General features: G+C 40.1%; 23 protein-coding genes. 17 read left to right on the forward strand and 6 right to left on the reverse strand.

The features are described 5' to 3' along the window. Window positions 1-8 precede the first annotated feature (8 nt). Window positions 9-704 (forward strand): TapB family protein, encoded by a 696-nt coding sequence (locus CHB71_RS13795; protein ID WP_089357502.1) that lies wholly within the window; start codon window positions 9-11, stop codon window positions 702-704. On the opposite strand, the gene acs is transcribed toward CHB71_RS13795, so the two are convergent. Beyond that, window positions 701-2,596, reverse strand: a complete 1,896-nt coding sequence (acs, locus tag CHB71_RS13800; RefSeq protein WP_089357571.1) for an acetate--CoA ligase — start codon at window positions 2,594-2,596, stop codon at window positions 701-703. The genes CHB71_RS13795 and acs overlap by 4 nt on opposite strands. A gap of 158 nt (window positions 2,597-2,754) precedes the next feature. On the opposite strand from acs, the gene rpsT reads away from it, so the two are divergent. The 10 genes from rpsT to lysA all read left to right on the forward strand — a co-directional run bounded on the left by rpsT (window position 2,755) and on the right by lysA (window position 11,901). Beyond that, window positions 2,755-3,006: a 30S ribosomal protein S20 gene (rpsT, locus tag CHB71_RS13805; protein ID WP_089357503.1), complete on the forward strand. Its 252-nt coding sequence runs from the start codon at window positions 2,755-2,757 to the stop codon at window positions 3,004-3,006. A gap of 107 nt (window positions 3,007-3,113) precedes the next feature. Then, window positions 3,114-3,806, forward strand: a complete 693-nt coding sequence (gene radC, locus CHB71_RS13810) for a RadC family protein (protein ID WP_089357504.1) — start codon at window positions 3,114-3,116, stop codon at window positions 3,804-3,806. A 23-nt stretch (window positions 3,807-3,829) separates the two neighbouring features. Then, on the forward strand, window positions 3,830-4,423 hold the full coding sequence (locus CHB71_RS13815) for a DUF1684 domain-containing protein (RefSeq protein WP_089357505.1): 594 nt from the start codon (window positions 3,830-3,832) through the stop codon (window positions 4,421-4,423). 20 nt (window positions 4,424-4,443) lie between these two features. Further along, on the forward strand, window positions 4,444-5,076 hold the full coding sequence (locus CHB71_RS13820) for a hypothetical protein (RefSeq protein WP_089357506.1): 633 nt from the start codon (window positions 4,444-4,446) through the stop codon (window positions 5,074-5,076). A 68-nt stretch (window positions 5,077-5,144) separates the two neighbouring features. Continuing rightward, the gene (pheT, locus tag CHB71_RS13825; RefSeq protein WP_089357507.1) at window positions 5,145-7,556 is read left to right on the forward strand and encodes a phenylalanine--tRNA ligase subunit beta; all 2,412 of its coding nucleotides are present in this window, start codon (window positions 5,145-5,147) and stop codon (window positions 7,554-7,556) included. 1 nt (window position 7,557) lies between these two features. Next, a complete protein-coding gene (locus tag CHB71_RS13830) occupies window positions 7,558-7,854 on the forward strand; it encodes a hypothetical protein (protein ID WP_144017431.1) in 297 nt (98 codons plus the stop codon). 14 nt (window positions 7,855-7,868) lie between these two features. Next, window positions 7,869-8,153, forward strand: a complete 285-nt coding sequence (locus CHB71_RS13835) for a cell division protein ZapA (protein ID WP_089357509.1) — start codon at window positions 7,869-7,871, stop codon at window positions 8,151-8,153. 63 nt (window positions 8,154-8,216) lie between these two features. Beyond that, window positions 8,217-9,782 (forward strand): ribonuclease Y, encoded by a 1,566-nt coding sequence (gene rny, locus CHB71_RS13840; RefSeq protein ID WP_089357510.1) that lies wholly within the window; start codon window positions 8,217-8,219, stop codon window positions 9,780-9,782. Between the two features lie 85 nt (window positions 9,783-9,867). Further along, a complete protein-coding gene (locus CHB71_RS13845; protein WP_089357511.1) occupies window positions 9,868-10,161 on the forward strand; it encodes a Bor family protein in 294 nt (97 codons plus the stop codon). 531 nt (window positions 10,162-10,692) lie between these two features. Then, window positions 10,693-11,901, forward strand: a complete 1,209-nt coding sequence (gene lysA, locus CHB71_RS13850) for a diaminopimelate decarboxylase (protein WP_089357512.1) — start codon at window positions 10,693-10,695, stop codon at window positions 11,899-11,901. Window positions 11,902-12,006: 105 nt separating this feature from the next. On the opposite strand, the gene CHB71_RS13855 is transcribed toward lysA, so the two are convergent. After that, window positions 12,007-13,050: a bifunctional transcriptional activator/DNA repair enzyme AdaA gene (locus tag CHB71_RS13855; RefSeq protein WP_089357513.1), complete on the reverse strand. Its 1,044-nt coding sequence runs from the start codon at window positions 13,048-13,050 to the stop codon at window positions 12,007-12,009. Window positions 13,051-13,357: 307 nt separating this feature from the next. On the opposite strand from CHB71_RS13855, the gene CHB71_RS13860 reads away from it, so the two are divergent. From CHB71_RS13860 to CHB71_RS13870, 3 genes are all read left to right on the forward strand, one after another. Then, on the forward strand, window positions 13,358-13,702 hold the full coding sequence (locus CHB71_RS13860; RefSeq protein ID WP_089357514.1) for a TfoX/Sxy family protein: 345 nt from the start codon (window positions 13,358-13,360) through the stop codon (window positions 13,700-13,702). A gap of 81 nt (window positions 13,703-13,783) precedes the next feature. After that, window positions 13,784-14,236 carry an SRPBCC family protein gene (locus tag CHB71_RS13865; protein ID WP_089357515.1) on the forward strand — a complete coding sequence of 151 codons (453 nt, stop codon included), beginning with the start codon at window positions 13,784-13,786 and terminating at the stop codon, window positions 14,234-14,236. Between the two features lie 144 nt (window positions 14,237-14,380). Further along, window positions 14,381-15,607, forward strand: coding sequence for a Fic family protein (locus CHB71_RS13870; RefSeq protein WP_221406730.1), 1,227 nt, complete (start codon window positions 14,381-14,383; stop codon window positions 15,605-15,607). On the opposite strand, the gene CHB71_RS13875 is transcribed toward CHB71_RS13870, so the two are convergent. Both CHB71_RS13875 and CHB71_RS13880 read right to left on the reverse strand, forming a co-directional pair. Further along, complete coding sequence (locus CHB71_RS13875) at window positions 15,608-16,807, reverse strand: alpha/beta hydrolase-fold protein (protein WP_089357517.1); 1,200 nt, start codon at window positions 16,805-16,807, stop codon at window positions 15,608-15,610. Continuing rightward, a complete protein-coding gene (locus CHB71_RS13880) occupies window positions 16,788-18,494 on the reverse strand; it encodes an alanine/glycine:cation symporter family protein (RefSeq protein ID WP_089357518.1) in 1,707 nt (568 codons plus the stop codon). The genes CHB71_RS13875 and CHB71_RS13880 overlap by 20 nt, the downstream gene beginning before the upstream one ends. 177 nt (window positions 18,495-18,671) lie before the next feature. Between CHB71_RS13880 and CHB71_RS13885 the strand changes: the two genes are divergently transcribed. Together CHB71_RS13885 and CHB71_RS13890 are read left to right on the forward strand one after the other, a co-directional pair. Further along, the gene (locus tag CHB71_RS13885) at window positions 18,672-19,502 is read left to right on the forward strand and encodes a mechanosensitive ion channel family protein (RefSeq protein WP_089357519.1); all 831 of its coding nucleotides are present in this window, start codon (window positions 18,672-18,674) and stop codon (window positions 19,500-19,502) included. Between the two features lie 65 nt (window positions 19,503-19,567). Then, window positions 19,568-19,948, forward strand: a complete 381-nt coding sequence (locus CHB71_RS13890) for a RidA family protein (RefSeq protein WP_179213423.1) — start codon at window positions 19,568-19,570, stop codon at window positions 19,946-19,948. On the opposite strand, the gene CHB71_RS13895 is transcribed toward CHB71_RS13890, so the two are convergent. Together CHB71_RS13895 and CHB71_RS13900 are read right to left on the reverse strand one after the other, a co-directional pair. Next, a complete protein-coding gene (locus CHB71_RS13895; RefSeq protein ID WP_089357521.1) occupies window positions 19,941-20,861 on the reverse strand; it encodes an aldo/keto reductase in 921 nt (306 codons plus the stop codon). The two genes, CHB71_RS13890 and CHB71_RS13895, sit on opposite strands and share 8 nt — an antisense overlap. Beyond that, window positions 20,824-22,101 carry an NTP/NDP exchange transporter gene (locus CHB71_RS13900; protein ID WP_179213424.1) on the reverse strand — a complete coding sequence of 426 codons (1,278 nt, stop codon included), beginning with the start codon at window positions 22,099-22,101 and terminating at the stop codon, window positions 20,824-20,826. Before CHB71_RS13900 ends, CHB71_RS13895 begins: the two co-directional genes overlap by 38 nt. A gap of 110 nt (window positions 22,102-22,211) precedes the next feature. Here CHB71_RS13900 and CHB71_RS13905 point away from each other — a divergent pair, with 110 nt between their 5' ends. Then, window positions 22,212-23,243, forward strand: coding sequence for a helix-turn-helix transcriptional regulator (locus CHB71_RS13905; RefSeq protein WP_089357523.1), 1,032 nt, complete (start codon window positions 22,212-22,214; stop codon window positions 23,241-23,243). Window positions 23,244-23,277 lie beyond the last annotated feature (34 nt).

Below are 23,277 nucleotides of genomic sequence, written 5' to 3' on the forward strand. Positions count from 1 at the left end.
ATCACATTATGAAAAAGCTACTAACAATCACTCTTTCAGTTTTTACACTTTCATTGTTTGGCCAGTGTAATGATGCGTTCTTTCCATTTGAGGAAGGCGTGAATTTTGAACAGACTTCTTATGACAAAAAAGGAAAGACTCAGGGTAGGACTATAAGTACAGTACTCAATGTAGATGGGTCATCTGCCACCGTCAAAAATGTTTTCTTCGATAAAAAAGATGAAGAAGTGGCCGATGGTAAATACACCATCATCTGTGAGGGAGATGTCATTAAAATGGACTTTAATAATTTCATCCCGGAGGAGATGTTGAGTCAGTACGGAGATGCAGAGGTAAAAGTAGAAGGAGATTTTATCACCATCCCGGATGATTTACAGGAAGGTCAAACACTGCAAGATGGATCCGGAACTGTAACCATCATTATGGCTAGTCAGGCTGCTATGAATATAAAAATGGACATGGAGATCGTAGACAGGAAAGTGGAAAAAGCTGAAACATTAGATACACCTGCCGGCTCTTTTGATACTTACAAAATCTCACAAAAAACCATTGTCACTATGAATATGATGGGCATGAAAAAAACGACAGAAACTTCATCCGCTTCATGGTTTTCTAAAGGTGTTGGTATGGTGAAAAATGAAAGCTATGATAAAAAAGGCAACCTTGCCGGCTACTCTTTACTCACAGCTTTCAATAAAAATTAATGAGCTCCTTTAATAATTTCTTCCACCACCTCAGGGTTTAGTAATGTCGAGGTATCTCCCATGTTATCAGTATCCTTACTGGCAATCTTTCGAAGGATCCTTCGCATGATTTTTCCTGAGCGAGTTTTCGGTAACCCGGATACTAACTGAATATGATCGGGCTTAGCAATAGGTCCGATCATTTTTTTGACCGTTTGCCGTATCTCCTCCTCTATTCCATCGGTCTCAGCTATTACAAAGGCATAGATACCTTGTCCTTTGATATCATGCGGAAATCCAACCACTGCTGATTCCACCACCTTAGGATGCTCATCAATAGCGTTCTCCACCTCTGCAGTTCCCATTCTATGTCCGGAGACATTTATTACATCATCTACCCGACCCAGTATTCTTAAATAGCCATCGTGATCTCTCTTCGCACCATCACCGGTGAAATACATGTTCTTGTAAGTAGAAAAATAAGTCTGTCTGCATCTCTCATGATCACCGTAGGTGGTTCTTAAAATGGAGGGCCATGGGTGTTTAATGCATAGGTTGCCTTCTACATTATTTCCCTCGAGTTCATTACCATCAGCATCGACAATGATGGGTTGAATGCCCGGCAATGGAAGAGATGCATGCGCAGGTTTATTTGGTGTAATGCCAGCTAGCGCTGAGATCATAATTCCGCCGGTTTCGGTTTGCCACCAGGTGTCTACCAATGGACATTTTCCTTTTCCAATATGCTCATGATACCAATGCCATGCCTCCTCGTTAATTGGCTCGCCTACAGAACCAATGACGGTGATGGTATCTAGTTTATGTTTTTGAACAGGCTCCAAACCATGCGCCTGTAAAGCCCGAATAGCAGTTGGAGCTGTGTAGAATTGATTGACTTTATGCTTATCGCACACCTCCCAAAATCGTCCCGCATCAGGATAAGTAGGAACTCCCTCAAACATGATAGTAGTAGCTCCTGCCAGCAATGGCCCATATACGATGTATGAGTGACCGGTAATCCATCCAACATCAGCAGTACACCAATAGATGTCTCGTGGTTTATATTGAAAGACATTAAGGAACGAATAATAGGTAAAGATCATATACCCTCCACACGTATGCACCACTCCTTTAGGCTTCCCCGTAGACCCTGAGGTGTAAAGAATGAAAAGCAAGTCTTCTGAGTCCATTTCCTCAGCATCATGTTGATCAGACATATTCATGATTGCATCATGCCACCAAATATCCCTTCCTTCCTTCATCTTGACATCTGTTTTCGTTCGTTGATACACGATAACTTTTTCTACAGATGTCGTTTTTTCTAATGCCTCATCCACCAATCCCTTCACATCTATTGTTTTCGCGCCTCTAAAATTTCCATCAGCCGTAAGCACCATCTTCGCCTCACAGTCATTGATTCGATCAGCCAGCGCACTTGAAGAAAAACCAGCAAACACGACTGAATGAACTGCACCAATTCTTGCGCAAGCCATCATTGCAACAGCAGCTTCCGGAACCATTGGCATATAAATAATTACCCGATCACCTTTACCGACCCCATTGGCAATCATGGTATTTGAAAACTGACAGACCTTAGCATGGAGCTCTTTGTACGTAATTGATTGACCCTTTTCATTCGGATCATTTGGCTCCCATAAAATGGCTACCTGATCTCCACGGTCTTCCAAGTGCCGATCCAATAAATTTTCTGTGATGTTTAACTTCCCGTCAACGAACCATTTGACATTCGGGTCTTTAAAATTCCACTCAAGTGTCTTACTCCACTTTTTCCTCCAAGTAAACGAATCGGCGATTTCAGACCAGAATTTTTCCGGATCCTTAATGCTGCGATCATAAGTTTGCGTGTATTCAAGTAAAGATGATATCCTATGTGCTTCAGTAAAATCGTTCATATTTTTAAAGCTAATAAATGTGCACCTTTGCTCCATGAGATAGGAGTACCATTCTGAATGAATGGACAATGTAAATTTCTCTTTGTTAAAAGCTTTTACATTTCAAAAGAAAAATCCTATCTTTGCCGTCCTAAAATTTTGGAATACAGAAAAGCGTTATGGCAAACCATAAATCAGCACTTAAGAGAATTAGAAGCAACGAAGCGAAGAGACTGAGAAACAGATATCAGCATAAAACGACTCGTACGTTCATTAAAAGACTAAAAGAAACAACTGATAAGAAAGCTGGTGAAGAGCTTTTGACTCAAGTTATTTCTATGGTGGATAAACTTGCTAAGAAGAATATCATCCACAATAACAAAGCAGGTCACTTGAAGTCTCAATTGACCAAGCACGTAGCTGGACTTTAAGTTTTAGCTAAAAGACATTTTTTTTACCCTGCGCAAGCAATTGTGCAGGGTTTTTTTGTTTCAAAACCAAAGTGGTTTATCCCGAAGGTTTTATTTTGCATCTTGCTATGGAAGATAACCGTTTGACCATAAAACGATGGGCAGAAGAGGATAGACCTAGAGAAAAACTACTCCTCAAAGGGAAGTCAGCACTTTCTGAAGCCGAGCTCATTGCGATACTTATTGGTTCTGGTAATACAGAACAAACTGCGGTAGAGTTATCACAACATATCCTAAAGCAATGTGGTAATAGTATTGCATCCCTTGCAAGGCTCTCTGTAAAAGATCTTCAAAAATTTAAAGGCATAGGTGAAGCAAAGGCCATATCCATTGTGGCTGCATTGGAAATCGGAAGGCGAAGGAAAGAGGCGGAACCTATGAAACGAATCAAAATAACTTCATCGAATGATGGATTTGAACTTCTACGAGGTGACTTCATGGATCTCAATCATGAAGAATTTTGGTTGATATTACTAAAGCGAAACAATGAAGTGATAAAAAAAGAGATGCTGAGTCGGGGTGGAGTTTCGGGCACGGTGGTCGATGCAAAAATCATTTTCAAACGGGCCCTGGAAGAAACTGCTAGTGGTCTTATTTTAGCTCATAATCATCCAAGTGGGAACATGAAGCCAAGTCATGAAGATATTAATTTGACAAAGCGCCTAAAAGAGGCCGGGAGGTCACTTGACATTTCTGTACTTGACCACCTTATCATTACAGATAATGATTATTTCAGCTTCGCTGATGAAGGTCTTTTGTAAGTCTCTTGGCTAAATTTACTCCCATGAAAAAAGCATGGCTCATTCTTATCCCGGTTGTGTTGGTGATTTTCTTCATGGTTCGATCAGGAGGAAACGATGAAAACTACATTCAGGAGATCCATCAATTTTGGGAAGAACGTCATGACTTCTTTAGGTCATCTCAGGCCAGTCCCTTCGTTCAAAAAGGAGTAGATTATCAGGAAGTAGAATACTATGAACCGAATCCTGAATTCAAAGTCAATGGGAAATTAGATCGATTCACAAAACGAGAAACACTGACACTGGGTAATAGTGACGGCACCACAACCACGTACTTAAAATTTGCAAATGCTACTTTTAAAATGAAAGGCAAAGAATGCTCATTACTGATTCTAAAAGCACTTGGCTTTGGCAATCAATACTTGTTAGCTTTTGGGGATGCCACCAGTGGAGAAACAACCTATGGAGGTGGTCGGTACCTGGATGTAATGATTGGTAAGTCAGGTCAAATTTCGCTTGACTTTAATAAAGCATACAATCCATATTGCGCCTACTTTGCTGACTTCACCTGTCCCCTTCCTCCATCAGAAAATCTTCTGGAAGTAGCAATTGAGGCTGGCGAGAAGAACTACGATTAACACTCATAAGAATTTTTAGAGTGAAAAATATTTCAGTAACCCTTTTGATTTTTCTGGTAAGTTGTTCAAGCTCCAAAATAATTTCTTTTACGAGCTTTCCTAGAATCCAAAAAGGAACAAACGTAATGGTGATGTCCATCTATGGAGTAGATGAATTGCATGGACTCCACCTGTTTGATCTTGCAAAGAAAAAGCTATCTGAAACCAATGCTTTGCTTTATATGCCTGAGCAAGAATATTCTCTTTTAGAAAAAGGGGTTCCAAAAGAAACCATCTATTCAAATCAAATTTCAGACTCATTAAAAACAATAATTGCACTAAGAAGTAAGTCACGATATATTTTAAAAGTTGAAGTTTTAGATTCCTCCGGGGGTAGCTTATTTGGATCTTACACGGCCAATGAGTTAAATAGATACAACTCTCCTTTTAATCAGGCAAACGAAAGAAATACGGCAGTCATAGCATTTACCGTTTACGATACCGATCGAAACATAACAGAAAACAAATTTCATGTTAAAACTCAGATCAATCCTCTTACGATTGACGAGGATGGAGGTGAGTCAAGAATCAATTTTACCTCAGAAAACACAGCCATTTCAAAAGCCTTTATGAAAGGAATTAAGCAATTAAAAAAAGGTGTGATTAACAATTAAACCAAAGCGGCTTAACACCTTATCAGATTCCTTATTTTTGCTCACTTAATTCAGAGACAAGCGAAAGAATGAAGATATCATACAATTGGCTGAAGGAATACATTGATTTCTCGGAATCACCTGAAAAGTTAGGAGACATCCTAACCCAGACAGGACTTGAGGTGGAAGGAATTGAAAAAGCAGAGAAGATTCCCGGAGGGCTAAAGGGAATCGTGGTTGGGGAAGTGATGTCATGTGAACAGCATCCCAATGCAGACAAGCTTAAAGTAACCAAGGTAGATATCGGAGCGAGTGAATTGTCAGATATTGTTTGTGGAGCACCTAATGTAGCCACAGGACAGAAAGTCCTGGTTGCAACTGTAAACTCCACCATTCATCCCACTAACGGAGAACCATTTAAAATCAAGAAAGCCAAGATCAGAGGAGAAGTTTCGGAAGGTATGATATGTGCCGAGGACGAATTAGGTCTTGGTACCAGCCACGAAGGCATCATGGTTTTGGACACAGACAAGCCCAATGGAACACCTGCTATCGAGCTTTTTGAAACCGGAGAAGATCATATTTTCGAAATTGGATTAACTCCAAACAGAGGAGATGCTACCTCCCACATGGGATCTGCAAGAGATTTAAAGGCTTATTTTCGGAAGGAACTAAATATTCCTCAGCCAAAAAGCTTTGACATAAAGGAAGATCAGCCGATTTCTGTACGCATAGAAGATCACGACAGATGTCCTAGATTCTCCGGCATCACCATCAGAGGATTGAAAGTACAAAGCTCACCTGACTGGCTGCAATGGAAACTCCGGTCCATCGGGTTAGAGCCTATCAATAATGTAGTAGATGTAACCAACTATGTACTGCACTCCCTTGGACAGCCCATGCATGCCTATGATGCTGCTCTTGTTAAGGGAGATAAGATCATTGTCAAGACACTCGAAGACAAAACTTCTTTCACCACTTTAGAAGGAAAGGAAAGAAAGCTAAGCAAAGAGGACTTAATGGTCTGCAATGGAGCGGAAGAAGGGATGTGCATGGCGGGTGTTCTTGGTGGCCTGAAATCAGGTGTAACCGAAGAAACAACGGCCATCTTCCTCGAGAGTGCCTATTGGAATGCTGACGGCATCCGATCTACTGCTCAGAGACATACAATTTCAACGGATGCATCTTTCCGTTACGAAAGAGGTGCTGATCCTGAAATAACCGTTGCTGCGGTGAAGCTGGGAACTTCTTTGATACTTGAACTTGCAGGTGGTTATGCTGCTTCCGAGATTGTGGACATTTACCCTGAGCCAATCAAAGAAAAAGAAATTGAGGTCACGTTTCAACATTTCCATTGGCTGATAGGTAAAACCTTAGATCACAAACTGATTATTGAAATCCTCAATTGGCTGGATATCAAAACAGAGAATGTAACAGAGACCGGATTCAAAGCTATCGTTCCTGCCTACAGAAGTGATGTAACTCGTCCCGCTGATTTAGTGGAAGAAGTGCTTCGAATCTATGGTTTCAACGAGGTGGAGCTGGATGAAGATTTCTCGTCAGAATACCTGGCAGAATTCAACGAGCATGAACCTTATCGAGTTCAGGAAGATTTATCAAAATTTCTTGCGGGACAGGGCTATTCAGAAATATTGACCAACTCTCTGACGAATCCTAAGTATTATGAAAAGTTTCCAATTGGGGGAGAGCCGGTGGAGATGCTTAATCCTTCCAGTGAGGAATTGACGATCATGAAGACTTCACCAGTCTATACTGCTTTGGAGTCAGTGGCTTATAACATCAACAGAAGAAATCCGAATTTGAAGTTTTTTGAATTCGGCAGGTCGTACAAAAAAGAAGATCAAAAATACAAAGAGACAGAATGGCTTTCTTTTTACTTAACGGGAAACACCAAAGAAGCTAACTGGCTCGATGAGCCTCGTAAAAACTCGTTCCATGATTTGAGCACGACTGTGATGGGAATGCTGAAATATTCAGGCATTAGAAAAACTGAAATCATCCCTTCCGAAAAAGGTACGCTCTATGAATATGGCGTGGTGATCAAAAAAGAGGGTAAAATGTTGGGAATTCTTGGCAAGCTTAAAAAGGAATTGCTTTCAATTTACGGGATTAAGCAGGATGTTTTTCATGCTCAGCTAGACTGGGAGGCAATATTGAGTCTTTACAAGTCAGACATAGCTTATGAGCCTATTCCAAAATTCCCTGAAGTAAAAAGAGACCTTTCATTGGTACTGGACAAGAATGTTTCTTACGCTGACATCCAGCAACTTGCCTTTAAGCAAGAGAAGAAATTATTGAACAGAATGAACCTTTTTAGTGTCTACGAGGGCGATAAAATAGAAAAAGGAAAAAAAGCTTACGCAATTAGTTTTTTTCTTCAAGATAAATTCAAAACTTTAACAGATAAACAGATAGATAAAAGTATGAATGCGTTGATGAGTTTGTATGAAAAACAACTCGGTGCTGTCATACGAAAATAAGATGCCTAGCGAAAAATTATATCGTGAATTTCAAAACCTGGAAAGGAAGATTCAATTAGTTATAAATGAAAACAAACAACTAAAAGATGAATTGACCAGTGCCAGGAAAGAAAACGGCAACCTGAAAGAGAAGATGGAGAGCCATGAGGCCAACTTGAATACCTTTCAGAGTAAAATGAACATAAATAAATTAGCAAATAACATGGTAGTCAGTGAAGGAGATTCAGCGCAGCTGAAAGAGACGATAGAAGGCTACATCAAGGAGATAGATAAATGTATTGCCCATTTGGCAGAATAAATAATTAATACCGAATGGCTGAACTATCCATAAAAATCAGAATTGGGAACAGGGAGTATCCCATGAGAGTGAAAGCGGAGGACGAAGAAAGAATTAGAAGAGCAGGAAAACTTTTAAATGAGAAAATAAAAAATTACCAAAACCAGTTTGGTATCGATGATACACAAGATCTGGTGGCCATGGTAGCTTTTGATTGCCTGGTAGAGAAATTAAAACGTGAAGAATCATCTGAAGCGTCTGATGATTTTGCACTTGGTGAAATTTCTAAACTAAACCAGCTCATCACAAACTCAATCTGATATATCACCTTGATTTAGGAATACCTGACTGTCCTGTTATTTGATTACATCAAATACATACACATGGACACCACAATCATAATAGTTATTGCCGCTCTTGCAGGGGCCGTTGTAGGCCTTCTCATTGGTCGGGCTATGCTTGGGAAGAATGCGAGCAAGAAAGTCAAAGAGGCAGAAGAGCAAAGCAAACTCATCCTTAAAGAAGCAGAGGTAACTGCCGAAGGTCTCAAAAAAGACAAGTTGCTTGAAGCAAAAGAAAATATCTTCAAGATGCGCAGCGACTTTGAAGAAGAAGCGTCACGAAAGAAAAACATCATCATTACCAACGAGCAAAAGCTCAAGCAAAAGGAATCAAACCTAAATAAACAGTTTGAACAGGTAAAGCGAAAAGAGGATGAGCTAAATGATTTAAAAGAAACGCTCTCCAATCAAATGGAGATTGCTCGTCAACGAAAAGATGAGTTTGAGAAGATGCAAAAGCAGCAAGTGGCCATTCTTGAAAAAGCAGCTAATCTTCCTGCGGAAGAAGCAAAAGCTCAACTGATGGAAGCACTGAAAGATGAAGCCAGAACCAGCGCTTCTGCCCACATCAAAGAAATTGTGGAAGAAGCCAAAATGACCGCCACTAAAGACGCGAAAAAAATAGTGGTAGAAGCCATTCAACGAACAGCTACCGAACACGCTATCGAAAACACGGTCTCTGTTTTCAACATTGAAAGTGATGACATCAAAGGAAAAATCATCGGCCGTGAAGGCCGAAACATTAGAGCTCTAGAAGCTGCTACTGGCGTTGAGATTATCGTAGATGATACTCCTGAGGCAATTATAATCTCTGGTTTCGATCCTGTAAGAAGAGAAATAGCACGGCTTTCACTTCACAGACTTGTACAGGATGGCAGAATACACCCGGCCAGAATTGAAGAGATTGTAAATAAGACATCAAAAAATATCGACGATGAAATCGTAGAGATCGGTGAGCGAACAGTAATTGATCTTGGCATACATGGCTTGCATCCTGAGCTGATCAAAATGGTCGGTCGGATGAGATTTAGATCATCTTACGGCCAAAACTTATTGCAACACTCCAGAGAGGTAGCTAACCTTTGTGCAACCCTGGCTTCAGAACTAGGCCTTAATCCAAAGCTTGCAAAACGAGCTGGTTTGCTACATGATATTGGGAAGGTATGGCCTGATGAACCGGAAAAGCCACATGCAATCATCGGGATGGAGTTGGCGCAGAAGTATAAGGAAAACGCAGAGGTGTGTAACGCCATTGGTGCCCACCACGACGAAATCGAGATGACTTCAATGATCTCTCCAATCGTACAGGCTTGTGATGCCATCTCAGGCTCCAGACCGGGTGCACGTCGAGAGATCATGGAGCAATACCTGAAGCGACTGAAAGACCTGGAAGGCATTGCCCTGAATTTTGATGGAGTGAATAAATGCTACGCTATCCAGGCCGGTCGTGAGCTAAGAGTACTTGTTGATGCTGAAAATGTAGATGATAAGCAGGCAGGAGATTTGTCATTCAATATTTCGCAGAAAATTGAAAAAGACATGCAGTATCCTGGTCAAATCAAAGTGACGGTGATCAGGGAAACCCGGGCGGTGGCATTTGCGAAGTAAAGAATTATTTTATTCATAACTATTTTACATTTAGGAATCAAGTAGTATCTTTTGATCTTTAAATCAAAAGAAAATTTAAATCATTATGAAAAAAACCATTAAAGTACTTTCAATCGCCATAGTTATGGGACTTTGTCTATCCTCATGCTACACTTACACAACCGTTGTTGGTAATGGTGCGCAAGGCAATCAGCAAATTTCATCATGGAATCACTATGTTATTTATGGGTTGGCTCCCGTTGGCGTGTCAGATCCACAAAATCTTGCTGGAGACGCTAAAGATTATGACGTTACAACAAAAATCTCTTTTGTAAATGGTTTAGTTGCAGCGTTAACATTTAGTATTTACACTCCTACAACCACTATTGTAACCAAATAATCTGAGATTTTGAAAAGGCTACTATTTTACATCTTTATTGTTCTGTCATTCATCTTAACTATTCAGGTTGTGAATATAGTAGCCTTTGATTTTGATCGGTTAACTCAATATGGTTTTGGTTTTCTTGTGGGAAAGTTGGTTCTACTTTTTTTTTCATGTGCACTGGCATACCTTCTATTTCGCAAACTTTCATCACAGGATCAATCTGATTGAAATCAAAAACATTAGCTAGATCCCACTAGATATAATTTAATTATAACATGAGAGGTGGTGTTATTGCATGTCACTTTGACGCACCTATTGTCCCAGAGAATCGTCAATTGGTTCAGTAAAAGGTACTTACGAGAATTAAAAAGAGCTTATTTTTGCCATCATGAAATTGAGCTGGACAGATAAAAAGAAAAAATCCGATAAGAAATCTAAACGATTTCTATAGGTCCGGCTATTGATTGAATTTTAATACATTAGAATATTATCAAACCGGAGCATGAAGCTTCGGTTTTTTTGTTTAAACCCTTTTTGAAATTTAAAATGGAAAATGCAAGTCTAATTCGAGCGGTTGAAAACCAAGGCTCCCCCCTTTATGTCTATGATGCCAATCAGATGAAAGAAAACTATAAACAATTTACCAAGGCATTTAAAGTAGATCAACTAAAGGTACACTACGCTTGCAAGGCACTAAATAATCAGGCAATCCTCAAGCTATTCAGATCACTTGGTGCTGGGCTTGACTGTGTCTCCATTGAAGAGGTACACCTTGGGTTGCATGCCGGTTTTCCTGCTGATGACATCCTGTTTACTCCCAATAACATCTCAACAGAAGAGTATGAACAAGCGATTGAGCTTGGAGTGAAAATCAACGTAGACAACCTCTATACGCTTGAGTATTTTGGAATGAACCATCCGGACATTCCTATTTATATCCGGATCAACCCGCACTTAATGGCTGGAGGCAATCAGAATATATCTGTCGGTCATATTGACTCCAAGTTCGGGATCTCCATTCATCAGGTGCCAAACGTGGAGCGAATTGTCAACAAACTCGGAATTAATGTGATGGGGATTCACGTGCACACGGGTTCTGATATTCTGGATGCTGACATTTTTATTAAAGCCGCAGAGTTGGTGTTCAGTGTAGTTGAAAAGTTTGATACTGTTACGCATATTGACTTTGGTAGTGGATTTAAAGTCGCCTACAAGCCGGATGACCTTCATACAGACATAGGAAGATTTGGAAAGAAATTCAGTAAATCATTTAATGAATTCTGTGAGAAGCAAGGGAAACAATATACGTTGGAGTTCGAACCCGGTAAATACATGGTAAGCAATGCCGGCTATTTTGTAGCAAAAGCTAACCTTATCAAACAAACAACCTCATGTACGTTTGTTGGACTAGATACCGGCTTCAATCACTTGATTCGTCCAATGTTTTATAATGCGTATCATCACATTGAGAACCTGTCGAATCCTCAAGGAGAAAAGAAGGTCTACAATGTGGTTGGGTATGTATGCGAAACAGATTCTTTCGCTTCAGATCGAATCATTCCAGAGGTACGGAAGAATGACCTGCTGGTCTTCAAAAATGCGGGCGCATATTGTGCCACCATGGCCTCCAATTATAACTCAAGGCCAAGGCCTGCTGAAGTAATGATGTTGGATGGAAAAGACCATCTCATAAAAAGGAGAGAAACGATTGAGGATTTGTTGAGTACGCAAATTGATGCGGAGATTGAATTTTAAAATAAGAATGTCATCCTTCACTGCGCCTGGCAGGCGCAATGAAGGATCTCTTTTTATTTTAGAGATGCTTCCTTCGTCAGCATGACATCCTTTAAAATGTTGTACCTATTGATTCTCAAACTCATGCTTCAGCAACCATTGCTTTCGATGGACGCCTCCCCCATAGCCTACAATGCTGCCATCTGATCCGATGATACGGTGGCATGGGATGATGATGGAGATTCGATTCTCTCCATTGGCCCGTGCAACCGCTCTCACAGCTTTTACATCCCCTACTACATCTGCTTGTTGTTTGTATGAGCGTGTAACGCCATAGGGTATTTTATTCAACGCATCCCAAACTCGTTGCTGAAACTCGGTTCCCGGAACAACCAATGGCACATCAAACGATTTCCTTTTACCCTCGAAATACTCCTCCAGCTGTTTCGAAACTTCATCAATCATCGGGTGCTTGCCGGTAAGCATTTCAGAGTTCATCCGCTTTTTGAGTACCTCGATTTGCGTTTCCAGCATTCGTCTATCTGTAAACTCCAGCAGGCACAAGCCCTCATCGGTTACACCGATCATCATTGGGCCCAGAGGTGTTGAAATTCGATTTATAGTAATAATTTGGCCCTGCGTTCCCGGTGTAAATCCTGTCATGTTTTTGAATGTTTCCGAAAAGCCGCTCAACGAATCATATCCTTGCTCAAAAGCGGATTGGGTGACTGTTTGTCCTTCTCTTATTTTTAAAAATGCTCCATTTATTCTGCTCATTCGCAAATAAGCCTGAAAAGTAATTCCGTGCGTTTTTTTAAAGTATCGTCGTACTCTTGTTGGGCTGAATCCCATTTGAGTCAATTCGAAATCACGCCATTTTTTATCCGATTGAGATTCCACCTCCTTCAACAGTGGCACCAACCATTCAGGAGCAGATTGGTACTCTTTCATGGGTCTGCACACTTTACACGCACGATAACCATTCGTCAGTGCCTCCCTTGTGCTTTCAAAAAATTCTACATTTTCATATTTAGGTTTTCTTGCCGAGCAGGTAGGCCTGCAAAAGATACCCGTGGTTTTTACACCCACTATAAAAACACCTTCATATTGTGAGTTTTTGTCCAATAAGGCCTGGTACATTTCGTCAGAAGATGGTAGTACTGCTGTCATAAATCAAAAGTAGAGCAACCAACAATTAAGGTACAACCGAAAATTGAACAAGCATTTTTAAATAGCATATCATTAATTACCTGAGTTCGACATAAGAATTTATTTTTTTTATTCAAAATGACACTAAAAAGTCTCCTCTAGAGAGGAGGAAGAGGTGGGTCAGTATAAAACAGTCATTTTTGAATAAAAAAGCAAAAAGGAAAACGATTTCTTACCAACCCACCCCCTACCCCTCCAAGGAGGGGATTTAAGGCGTTTTCCTTTTATTCTTACATCGAACTCAGGTTAATTCTAAATTCAACAACCAATGGCATACAATGAATACCTCGCTGATAAGCTTAGACAATCACTCAAAGAACGAAAAGTGTCCTTTATTGAAAAGAACATGATGGGAGGCCTCTGCATCATGGTCGATGATAAAATGTGCATAGGTGTAATAAAAGATGACTTAATGGCCAGAATTGGTCCTCATGTTTATGATGAGTTTCTTAAAAAACCAGGTGCCCGAATCATGGATTTCACAAAAAGGCCCATGAAGGGGTATGTATATGTTAGCGCCGAAGCATGGGAAGATAATGGAGGGTTGAATGAATGGGTAGACCAATGCCTGGTGTTCAATAAGGAGGCAAAATCATCTAAAAAGAAGAGGTAGCCACTAAGTGATGGGCGGGATTTTCGTAAAAACTTTTTAACTTTTATATGACAATCCATCATTGACCCAAACCAACCTATTATGAAATACACATGTGAAGTCATCATTGATAAGCCTCGGGATGAGGTGATCAAAGCATTTGACAACCCGGACAATATGAAGTATTGGCAAAAAGGGTTTGTAAGTTTCGAGCATGTTTCCGGAGAGCCGGGTAAGCCTGGTGCGGAATCCATCATTAAATATGACTTTGGAAAAAGGAAAATGGAGTTGATTGAGACAATCACTTTTAGAAATCTTCCTGATGAATTCCATGGAAATTATCAGACAAAGGGGGTTGTCAACATTCAAAAAAACTACTTTAAAGAAGAAAACGGAAAGACCCGATGGACGTCTGAGGCTGAATTTAAGTTTTCCGGCTTTATGAAGATAATGGTATTTTTTATGGGGAAGAAGCCCTTTAAAAAACAAACACAGTCATTCATGGATGACTTTAAAGCTTTTGCTGAAGGAAATCCTAAGTATGGTACAGAGTAGGCGTTATTACTATTTGCTACTAAAACCTTTATAATTAGTAGGTTTTTTATAAAAATCTACTAATTTAGTATTAATTAGTAGGTAATAGTAATGAAGAAACCAGAGCGACCACCTTATCCATTCAGCCCAAAAACTGTTCATTTAATGAATAATGAACAGTTAATACACTCATTACATCAAATAGACCAGGAATACCCTTACTGGGAAAGTTTTAAGCATAAAATCACCTCTTATGAGAATTTAAAGTCCTATAAACCTGCTGAGCTATGGGAAACGATGACTCTTTTCAGAAAATATCAATTCATTGGAGGTATAAAATTCACAAGTTTAAAATATTCGCTAACCAATAAAATCTCTCACCAACTCCACAAATTTGACCTTGATCTGGGTGGAAGTATCCAATCAGATGTAATCATTCCTGATGAGCACAAGGAACGCTATTTCATCAGCTCTATTATGGAAGAAGCCATTGCTTCCAGCCAATTAGAAGGAGCAGTTACTACAAGGCGTTTAGCTAAAGAAATGCTTCGAACAAATCGCAAGCCTAAAAATCATTCAGAGAAAATGATATTGAACAATTACCTCACAATCAAAAAGGTAGTTGATCAGAAGAATCAGAAACTAACGCCAGAATTCATCAAGGAAATTCAAGCAATAGTTACAAAAGGAACACTGGAAAAACCAGAGAATGAAGGCGAGTTTAGAGAAAGTAATGATGTAAAAGTAGTAGATGGTATAACAGGGGAGGTATTCTATGATCCACCGGCTTTTGATGAAGTCGAGAAGCTTATCAAAGACCTTTGTGACTTCATAAACAAAAAGGAAGATGACCCATTTATTCATCCAATTATTAAAGGAATCATCCTTCACTTTATGATCGGCTATATTCATCCATTCGTCGATGGAAACGGAAGGACAGCTCGTGCACTTTACTACTGGTACTTAGTAAGAAAAGGATATTGGATTGTGGAATATTTGTCCATTTCAAGAATCATTTTAAAGTCTCCTGCTCAATATTCGAGAGCCTATCTCTACACCGAGTATGATGAGAATGATCTCACCTACTTTATAGATTATAATCTTAAATGCATGAGTCAGGCATTGGAAGAGTTTAAGAAATATGTCAAACGAAAGATAAAAGAAAAGAAAGAGGCGTTTGAGCTGATGAAGTCTGAAGATGTGAATGAACGGCAGGCTCAAATACTTAACATTTTCCACAACGAGCCAGATAAGGTGTTAACAATTAAAGAGGTAGAAAATTTATTTAGTGTGGTGTATCAAACGGCAAGAACTGACCTGATGGATTTAGAGACAAAAAAATATTTGAAGTCGAAAACCTCAGGTAAAAAACTAATTTTCTATAAAGCCTGATTAGTTCGCAGAAAAGAAAAACTCCAGCATATCATCTGTAGTAGCTCTCCACAATCCCCAGCTGTGTCCCTCAGGGAGTTCCTTCCATATAACATCATATCCAGTTTCAATTAAATAATCTTTAACCTTTCTCATATTGGGAGGCAGAGAGCTCCCTTCATAAGTGCCCCAAATGGTGGCAACTTTGATCGCTTTCATCTCACCATCCATGACAATCCCATTCGTGTGAAAGTTATTGGGCTGAAATGCGCCTGAATGAATGCCGCAATTTCCAAAGACATCAGGGTTGTTAAAAGCTATAATAGCTGAAATGTTTCCACCATAAGAATCACCGATCACCGCGCGACTTTCAGCGGCTACCATGGTGCTGTAATTAGCATCAATGTATGGCACCAACTCATCCACAAAGAAATCGGTGTATTTGAAACGATCGTCAAAGGCATACTCGATGTTTCGATCGTTTGGAACTACAAAAACTCCGATTGTCGGAACAATTTTCTCATCCGCAATCAGATTATCTAACACATTCTTTGAGCTGGCCAGATTGAGATAGTCCGAACCATCCTGAAAGTATGCCACCGGGTATTCATTGGATTCATCATAAGATGCAGGTAGGTAAACATGCACGTCATACGTTTTCCCTGTAGCTGTACTGGAAATTTGAATTTCAGTTACAGTTCCTTTGTCAATCCCATCTCGGGCTTCAATTTCTTCGGGATGCACGTATTCAGGCATGGCTAACTCTGAATTAGGGCCAAATCCACCACCAACCTTATTCGGGTTTTTAGGATCTAAGATCCAATTGGATCCATTAATCACCAGCTTGTAATCCAGGCGAGCATTTTTCTCAAACGTCTCTTTCCTGTACCAAAGATCTGTATCCCTTAGTCTCGTAAAATTCCTACCGGATGGGTTCCACCCATTAAAATCTCCCGCCACCTGCACGCTTGTCGCATCACCAACATAGAAAAAGTAAACATTGGTATCCTCCTCGATAAATGGCGCATCCAGTGAGTCCAAAAATTTATCGACAAATGCATATTGATCCGCAGAATCAGATAAGGTTACTGCTTCGATCAGTTGGGAGAAGCTGTCGGCTTTTACTATTTCCTCATTTTCAAGAACAGCTCGATCCTGCTTGCATTGAAATGCAAGCAGGATCGTCAAACAAATCAAAATTTTACTCAGGTGTTTTCTCATTCGGCCATTCCAGCTTGAAATCTTTCCAGTAATCTCCGACTGTTTGCTTCATCTCACGATGCATGATCAGAATGCCAATCAAGTTAGGAATAGTCATCAATGCAATGGTGATGTTCGCTAAAGTCCAAATGATTGTTGTATCTGCAAACGAGGCAACAAAGAACCCTGCTACGTAGATAATTTTGTACACTATGATATACTTGGTTCCAAATAAGTAAGTCGTGGCTCTTCCGCCATAATAAGACCAGCTAATTGCAGTACTAAAAGCAAAGAGTATTAAGCCTATGGATACAATATACTTGCCGTAATCTCCAAAGTAGCCTTCATTAAAAGCAACCGTGGTAAGCGGGGCACTATGCAAAAGAGACTTACCGATGATGGTCACATCGGAATCACCGGCAATGCTACCATTCAGCACATTGATAGTACCGGAGTATAATTTATCTCCTCTCCTGATTTTCACATTTTCAGCAAAAGACTCTGCTGCAATTATTGTCACACCATTTTGAACGATTCCCTCTTCGACATTCAGATTGCCTGAAAATAAAGGAACAGACTCCTTTTGAATCATATGATTTCTAACCGTTCGCTTGTCGTCCTCATCAGCTTCATCATAGACATCCGCAAGGACGACTATATCCGAATATTGGATTTCGTTTTCATATTTCTTTGCCCAGGCACCAGAAGATAAAAGTACAAGTCCCGTGATTGTACAGATGATGATGGTATCAATGAATGGCTCAAGAATAGCTACCATTCCTTCCGAAACAGGCTCATGAGCCCTGGCGGCAGAGTGAGCAATCGGTGCTGACCCCTGACCAGCTTCATTAGAGAATAGACCTCTATTTACACCTCTATTGAATGCAAATGCAAGGTTAGCTCCAAGAAAACCACCCATTGCAGCACTACCGGTGAAAACGTCACCAAATATTGCGAGGATTGATGGAAATATGTTTTCAGCATTATAGAATATAACAGACAGTGCACCCAATAGGTAAACAACTGCCATGAACGGAACAATCTTTTCAGTCACCTTCACGATTCGCTTAATTCCACCTAGAATTACAGCTGCCAGCAATACTGCTAATACTGCTCCTGTGATCCACTGCTCTACACCAAAAGTTGTAAATACTGAATTTGCAATATTATTGATCTGAGGCAGGTTACCTGTTCCAAACGAAGACATGATGGTAGCAATAGCAAATAAGCCTCCCATGAAATATCCGGTCTTAATCACCTTACCTGACTTGGTAGTGATGTTCAGTCGTTTTTTCATGTAATACATCGGGCCACCTGAGATTCCATCTCCAACTTTCTCCCTGTACTTATGTGAAAGGGTTACTTCCACGAATTTTGTTGTCATACCTAACATGGCAGTAACCAACATCCAGAAAAGTGCTGCCGGCCCTCCCAGGTGAACTGCCAGAGCTACTCCACCTATATTGCCTGTTCCTACGGTTCCGGATAGAGCGGTTGCTAACGCCTGAAAATGTGAAGCATCGCCTTCATCATCGGCCTTATCAAACTTTCCTTTAACCACTCGAAGAGCAAATCTGAAATACCGAATCTGAGGAAATTTCAGATAAATGGTGAAAAACAGCCCAGTTCCAAGTAGCAGATATACAAACCAGGAAGACCCTCCAATGGCTCCATCTATTTGATTTAAAATTTCATTTAATTCTCGCATGAATTAGGTTTTTCTTTTTTTCGCAATTCGACAAAAATAGCTTTTTTAATGAATCGCCGGCCATCCGGAACAATTCATTCACTCATGTGTTACATGGAAGGGACAGTTAAGCCCAGATACGACCATTTTTAGTATCTTTCTTAGAAACATTTTCAAGTTTTCAAAACCTAACAATAAATGGAAGAAGTAACATCAGAAGCATCAAAATATACTCAAATGGCTATCGATCTGGCCATGTCGTGGGGGCCAAAAGTCATTGCAGCTATTGTGACCTTACTTGTTGGACTTTGGATCATCGGGATGATCACCCGAGGTGTTGGTAAAACGATGCAAAAGCGGGATGTCGATCCCTCGTTGCGCCCGTTTTTAAAATCGCTTATTTCAGCCGTTTTAAAAGTAATGCTATTCATCTCAGTCATCGGGATGGTTGGTATTGAAGCCACAAGTTTTGTAGCAGTACTTGGTGCTGCTGGTTTAGCCATTGGACTTGCACTTCAAGGAACACTTCAAAATTTTGCCGGTGGTGTAATAATACTTTTGATAAAACCTTTTAAAGTGGGTGACTGGATAGATACCCCTAGTCATTCCGGTACCGTTCATGCCATCCAGATTTTTCATACCATTCTGAAAACACCGGATATGAAAACAATCATTATTCCGAATGGCCCGTTGGCCAATTCATCTCTAACCAACTATTCAACAGAACCACGTAGAAGACTTGATTTGACGGTAGGAGTAGGTTACGGTGATAGCACTCAAAAAACTCGTGAAACGTTAATGGAGCTTATCAATGCCGATGAGCGTATCCTGAAAGACCCGGAACCATTTATTGCCGTTGCAGAACTTGCGGATAGCTCAGTAAACTTCACGGTTAGATTGTGGGTGGAAGCCTCTAATTACTGGCCGTTGAAATTTGACATGAATGAGCGGATATATAATAAGTTTAATGAAGTTGGATTGAATATTCCATTCCCTCAAATGGATGTGCATATGCACAAAGACAACTAATCAATCAGGGATAATAAAAGATCAAAAGTCCGGTTTTCGAACCGGACTTTCTTATTTTTATAGTAATGAGACAAAACATTTCATCTGGAGCCCCCTGGGAAAATCAAGTCGGATATTGCAGAGCTGTAAGAATAGGAAATACGATCGAAGTGTCAGGAACTGCACCTGTGAGAGATGGCAAAACCGTAGGTGACAATGCTTATGAGCAAACGAAAGTGTGCCTCGAAATAGTTAAGGAAGCCATCGAAAAGGCAGGAGGGAGAATTGAGGATGTAATTAGAACAAGGATGTTTGTAACGGACATCTCCCAATGGGTTGCGATCGGGAAAGCTCATGGTGAAGTCTTTGGGGATATAAAACCTGCCACCAGTATGGTGGAGGTTAGGTCTTTGATTGAGCCGGACATGATGATTGAAATTGAAGCTACTGCAGTGATTTCTAGCTGATCAATTCAATCATTCTTTTCAAATGACCTTTATCCGGTAGTCTTCCCAAACCTGCACCCATATTATCAATCATATGTTTTTCCTTGGATGTGCCCGGTATGACACAAGTGACTGCCTCGTTTGACAGTAAGTACTTCAGGAAAAATTGTCCCCAGCTTTTGCAGTCAAACTCACTTGCCCATTCAGGTAAATGTTGACCTCTTAATTTCCTAAATAAGGAACCACCTGAATAGGGTCGATTGGTTAAAACCGCAACACCTTTGTCTTTTGCGGATGGCAATAAAGACTTCTCTGCTTTTCGATCATTGATGGAATAGTTGACTTGTACAAAATCTATATTTTCAGATTTAATGATTCGCTCTAAATCATCATGAGCGCTATCAACATAGTGTGTAATTCCGATGTATCGAATAAGCCCTCTGTCCTTCCAATCGTAAAGTGTTTTAATATGCGTTTTCCAATCCTGAAGGTTGTGGATTTGCATCAAATCCATCGGATTAGCTTTCATTTTTCGCATCGAAGCATTCATTTGGTCAATGCCGGACTGTTTGCCTGACGTCCACACTTTTGTAGCACAGAAAAGTTCCTTTTCTAGTCCTAATTCTGTTGACAGATCACCAACAACTTTTTCAGAGGAACCATACATTGGAGATGAGTCAATTACATTTCCACCTCCGTCTACCAAAGCTTTCAGTACTTCTTTCAGCGGTTCTTGAGCAGATGAGGAATTACCAACATCAAATGTTTGCCAGGTACCAAGACCCACAACACCAATTTTTTCTCCCGTTGAAGGAATGGCTCTTTTCATGATTTGATCGTTTTGTGAAAACAACACCTTAGGCATTCCTATGGCTATACACCCAACAGTTATATGCTTAAGCGCTTTTCTTCGTGATAACATCTTGTAATTCATTATTATCTAAGTTAAATGTCATTGAATTAAAAAGCCTGCCACTTCTTAATCCGGAAAGTGCCCAGACTACTGTCAGAGGGATGGCTAGAAATGAAATTGCCTGCAATGATGCCAGTGCTGAAAGTCCGGCAAACAGCCAGCCACTAAGTGCATCACCTCCTCTGTATAAAGCAGTGTCAATAAAATTCTTGGTGTTGTACTTTTCTCGTACACTTACTTTGGTAAACAGCACTTCGCGCGATGGTCGTTGAATAGAGAAATTGAGGGAGCGGTACAAAACCTGCACAATTAATAGCACAATTACAGACTGGCTAATTCCTAAGGATAGAAACCCAAATGAGGCGACTACAGGCACCAATATCAGACAGAAGATGATCCCGGCTTTTCTTAAAAAACGCTCGGTGATAAAAAATTGAAGGAATAGGGTACTGGAATTGACCAGCAAATCCCGAAATCCAAAATAAGATGTACGATCCTCGGAAACTGCAAATGCTTCCGATATGATGTGTGCTTGCTCAAAATAGAGGAACGTGGAAATGCAAGTGTACAACAGCACAAACAGTCCGATTTGCTTTAAATATGGAGATCGAATCATCAATTTGAGACCCTCCCAAATACTTCCTTTGATTGGTGTCACCAGCTTTCTTTCTCCCCGAGCATTCGAATGCTTTATCAATCGCTTTAGGAAATAAGTGGCTAACCCTAATAGCAGGGCTGAAATTAAAAGCAAATTGGTCACCCCAATTTGTCCAGCCAGAGACGAAGCGATAACAGGGCCGAAAATAGCACCCGAACTACCTCCGGCTGCAATAGGACCATATAGTCGCTTGGCCTGATCTGAACTAAAAATGTCAGCATTGAAGCTCCAGAAAATGGAGATGACAAAAAGATTAAACACGCTCAGCCATATGAAGAAGATAATGGAGACAAAGGGCACAGTGAAAAAAGTAAACAGCACATAAAAAACCAGAATATTGAAACAAAAGAAAATGTAGATACCGGGGATGAGCTTTTGTCTTTGGTATCGCTTCATGAGGTAGCCAAAAACAGGAACGATTAAAAGCATGGTGATGAATGTGCCTGTAAACAGCCATTGCATGTTTTCTACTCCGGCTTGTATTCCCATTTCGTCCCTAACCGGCCTGAGGATAAAATAGCTGCTCATCAAAAAGAAGAAGTAAAAGAATGAAGCCATTACTGGCTTCAGTTCTCCACTGGAAATATTAAATATTCTCTTCACTAAATCCATTTGCTCCGAATTCATGGACTTAGTTACGTTATCCATTCTATGATGCCTTCCGTATTAATTAATCTGTTAGGTTTATTAATTAATTAGCGCTTTCATCGTAAATGGATTACAATTCATTATTACTGATATTTTGCAGTGCAGGAGTTATTCAAAGTCTGTTTCTGTCCATTTACATCTTTTCTTCAAAAAATATTCAGCCCGGTGAAAGAGTCTTGCTTGGTTCGCTCCTTTTGGCAATTACCCTGCGGTTAGTAAAGTCAATTGGGTGGTACTTCTTTGATATCACTGATGATGTATTCCTAAATATCGGTTTTTCTGCACATGGATTCATCGGTGCACTTCTTGTGATCTATTTCGCTCACAAGTCAGCTCGTTTGAGAAATATATTTAGTCGATTGCTGATTTTGTTACCGGGAGTGCTACTTCTTATTACCACTCCTTTCCTGACCCTTTCAAATTTTTGGTACGCCGGTGGATATCAGGCGTTACTCTATTATACGATTGTTACTCTTCTCTTTAGTGCTTACTTTCTTTGGATTATTTACACCGAGCGGAAAATCTATTTTCCCTGGTACCGCAACCTGTTTCTAGGCGTTTCGGTTTTCTGCATTTCATACTTTACCAATTACATATTTGGACTAAACCCCTACATCACAGGGCCGGTTGTTTATTCGATTGTTATCTACATCATAAGTTTCATCCTTTTTTCGAATCAGGAAATCTTCACCCCGCTGGGGGATAAGAAAAAGTATAAAAACATTAACCTGACTCCAGATCAAATTGCTCATCATAGAGAACGAATAGAAAGTGTGATGGTAGATCAGAAACCATACCTTAATAGTGATTTTAGCCTGACCACACTATCAGAGTTCACGTCTATCCCTAAACATTTACTGTCCAGATTTTTCAGTGAGAGCTTGAGTCAAAGTTTCTCAGATTTTACCAATCAGTACAGAATTGATCGGGCAAAAGAACTCCTGCTTGATCCTAAATTCAACAATCATAAAATTGCAGTGATTGCGTATGAATGCGGGTTTAATTCACTTTCATCATTTAATGCGGCTTTCAAGAAACTGGCCAACACATCCCCTTCTGAATTTAGAAAGACATCCACTGACTCTTTAGTTAAATAGTCTGACCGGTTAATTAATTCATAAGTAAATACCG

The organism is Ekhidna lutea (genome assembly GCF_900188325.1).
Taxonomy (GTDB): Bacteria; Bacteroidota; Bacteroidia; order Cytophagales; family Cyclobacteriaceae; genus Ekhidna; species Ekhidna lutea.

Excerpts from the sequence above, each read along its gene's own strand:
- CHB71_RS13845 (WP_089357511.1), top strand. The coding sequence starts at position 9,868 with ATGAAAAAAACCATTAAAGTACTTTCAATCGCCATAGTTATGGGACTT.
- CHB71_RS13885 (WP_089357519.1), top strand. The coding sequence starts at position 18,672 with ATGGAAGAAGTAACATCAGAAGCATCAAAATATACTCAAATGGCTATC.
- radC (WP_089357504.1), top strand. The coding sequence starts at position 3,114 with ATGGAAGATAACCGTTTGACCATAAAACGATGGGCAGAAGAGGATAGA.
- CHB71_RS13895 (WP_089357521.1), bottom strand. The coding sequence starts at position 20,861 with ATGAATTACAAGATGTTATCACGAAGAAAAGCGCTTAAGCATATAACT.
- pheT (WP_089357507.1), top strand. The coding sequence starts at position 5,145 with ATGAAGATATCATACAATTGGCTGAAGGAATACATTGATTTCTCGGAA.
- rny (WP_089357510.1), top strand. The coding sequence starts at position 8,217 with ATGGACACCACAATCATAATAGTTATTGCCGCTCTTGCAGGGGCCGTT.
- CHB71_RS13835 (WP_089357509.1), top strand. The coding sequence starts at position 7,869 with ATGGCTGAACTATCCATAAAAATCAGAATTGGGAACAGGGAGTATCCC.
- CHB71_RS13865 (WP_089357515.1), top strand. The coding sequence starts at position 13,784 with ATGAAATACACATGTGAAGTCATCATTGATAAGCCTCGGGATGAGGTG.
- rpsT (WP_089357503.1), top strand. The coding sequence starts at position 2,755 with ATGGCAAACCATAAATCAGCACTTAAGAGAATTAGAAGCAACGAAGCG.
- CHB71_RS13870 (WP_221406730.1), top strand. The coding sequence starts at position 14,381 with ATGAATAATGAACAGTTAATACACTCATTACATCAAATAGACCAGGAA.
- CHB71_RS13795 (WP_089357502.1), top strand. The coding sequence starts at position 9 with ATGAAAAAGCTACTAACAATCACTCTTTCAGTTTTTACACTTTCATTG.
- lysA (WP_089357512.1), top strand. The coding sequence starts at position 10,693 with ATGGAAAATGCAAGTCTAATTCGAGCGGTTGAAAACCAAGGCTCCCCC.
- CHB71_RS13890 (WP_179213423.1), top strand. The coding sequence starts at position 19,568 with ATGAGACAAAACATTTCATCTGGAGCCCCCTGGGAAAATCAAGTCGGA.
- CHB71_RS13875 (WP_089357517.1), bottom strand. The coding sequence starts at position 16,807 with ATGAGAAAACACCTGAGTAAAATTTTGATTTGTTTGACGATCCTGCTT.
- acs (WP_089357571.1), bottom strand. The coding sequence starts at position 2,596 with ATGAACGATTTTACTGAAGCACATAGGATATCATCTTTACTTGAATAC.
- CHB71_RS13855 (WP_089357513.1), bottom strand. The coding sequence starts at position 13,050 with ATGACAGCAGTACTACCATCTTCTGACGAAATGTACCAGGCCTTATTG.
- CHB71_RS13815 (WP_089357505.1), top strand. The coding sequence starts at position 3,830 with ATGAAAAAAGCATGGCTCATTCTTATCCCGGTTGTGTTGGTGATTTTC.
- CHB71_RS13905 (WP_089357523.1), top strand. The coding sequence starts at position 22,212 with ATGGATTACAATTCATTATTACTGATATTTTGCAGTGCAGGAGTTATT.
- CHB71_RS13830 (WP_144017431.1), top strand. The coding sequence starts at position 7,558 with ATGCCTAGCGAAAAATTATATCGTGAATTTCAAAACCTGGAAAGGAAG.
- CHB71_RS13860 (WP_089357514.1), top strand. The coding sequence starts at position 13,358 with ATGGCATACAATGAATACCTCGCTGATAAGCTTAGACAATCACTCAAA.
- CHB71_RS13880 (WP_089357518.1), bottom strand. The coding sequence starts at position 18,494 with ATGCGAGAATTAAATGAAATTTTAAATCAAATAGATGGAGCCATTGGA.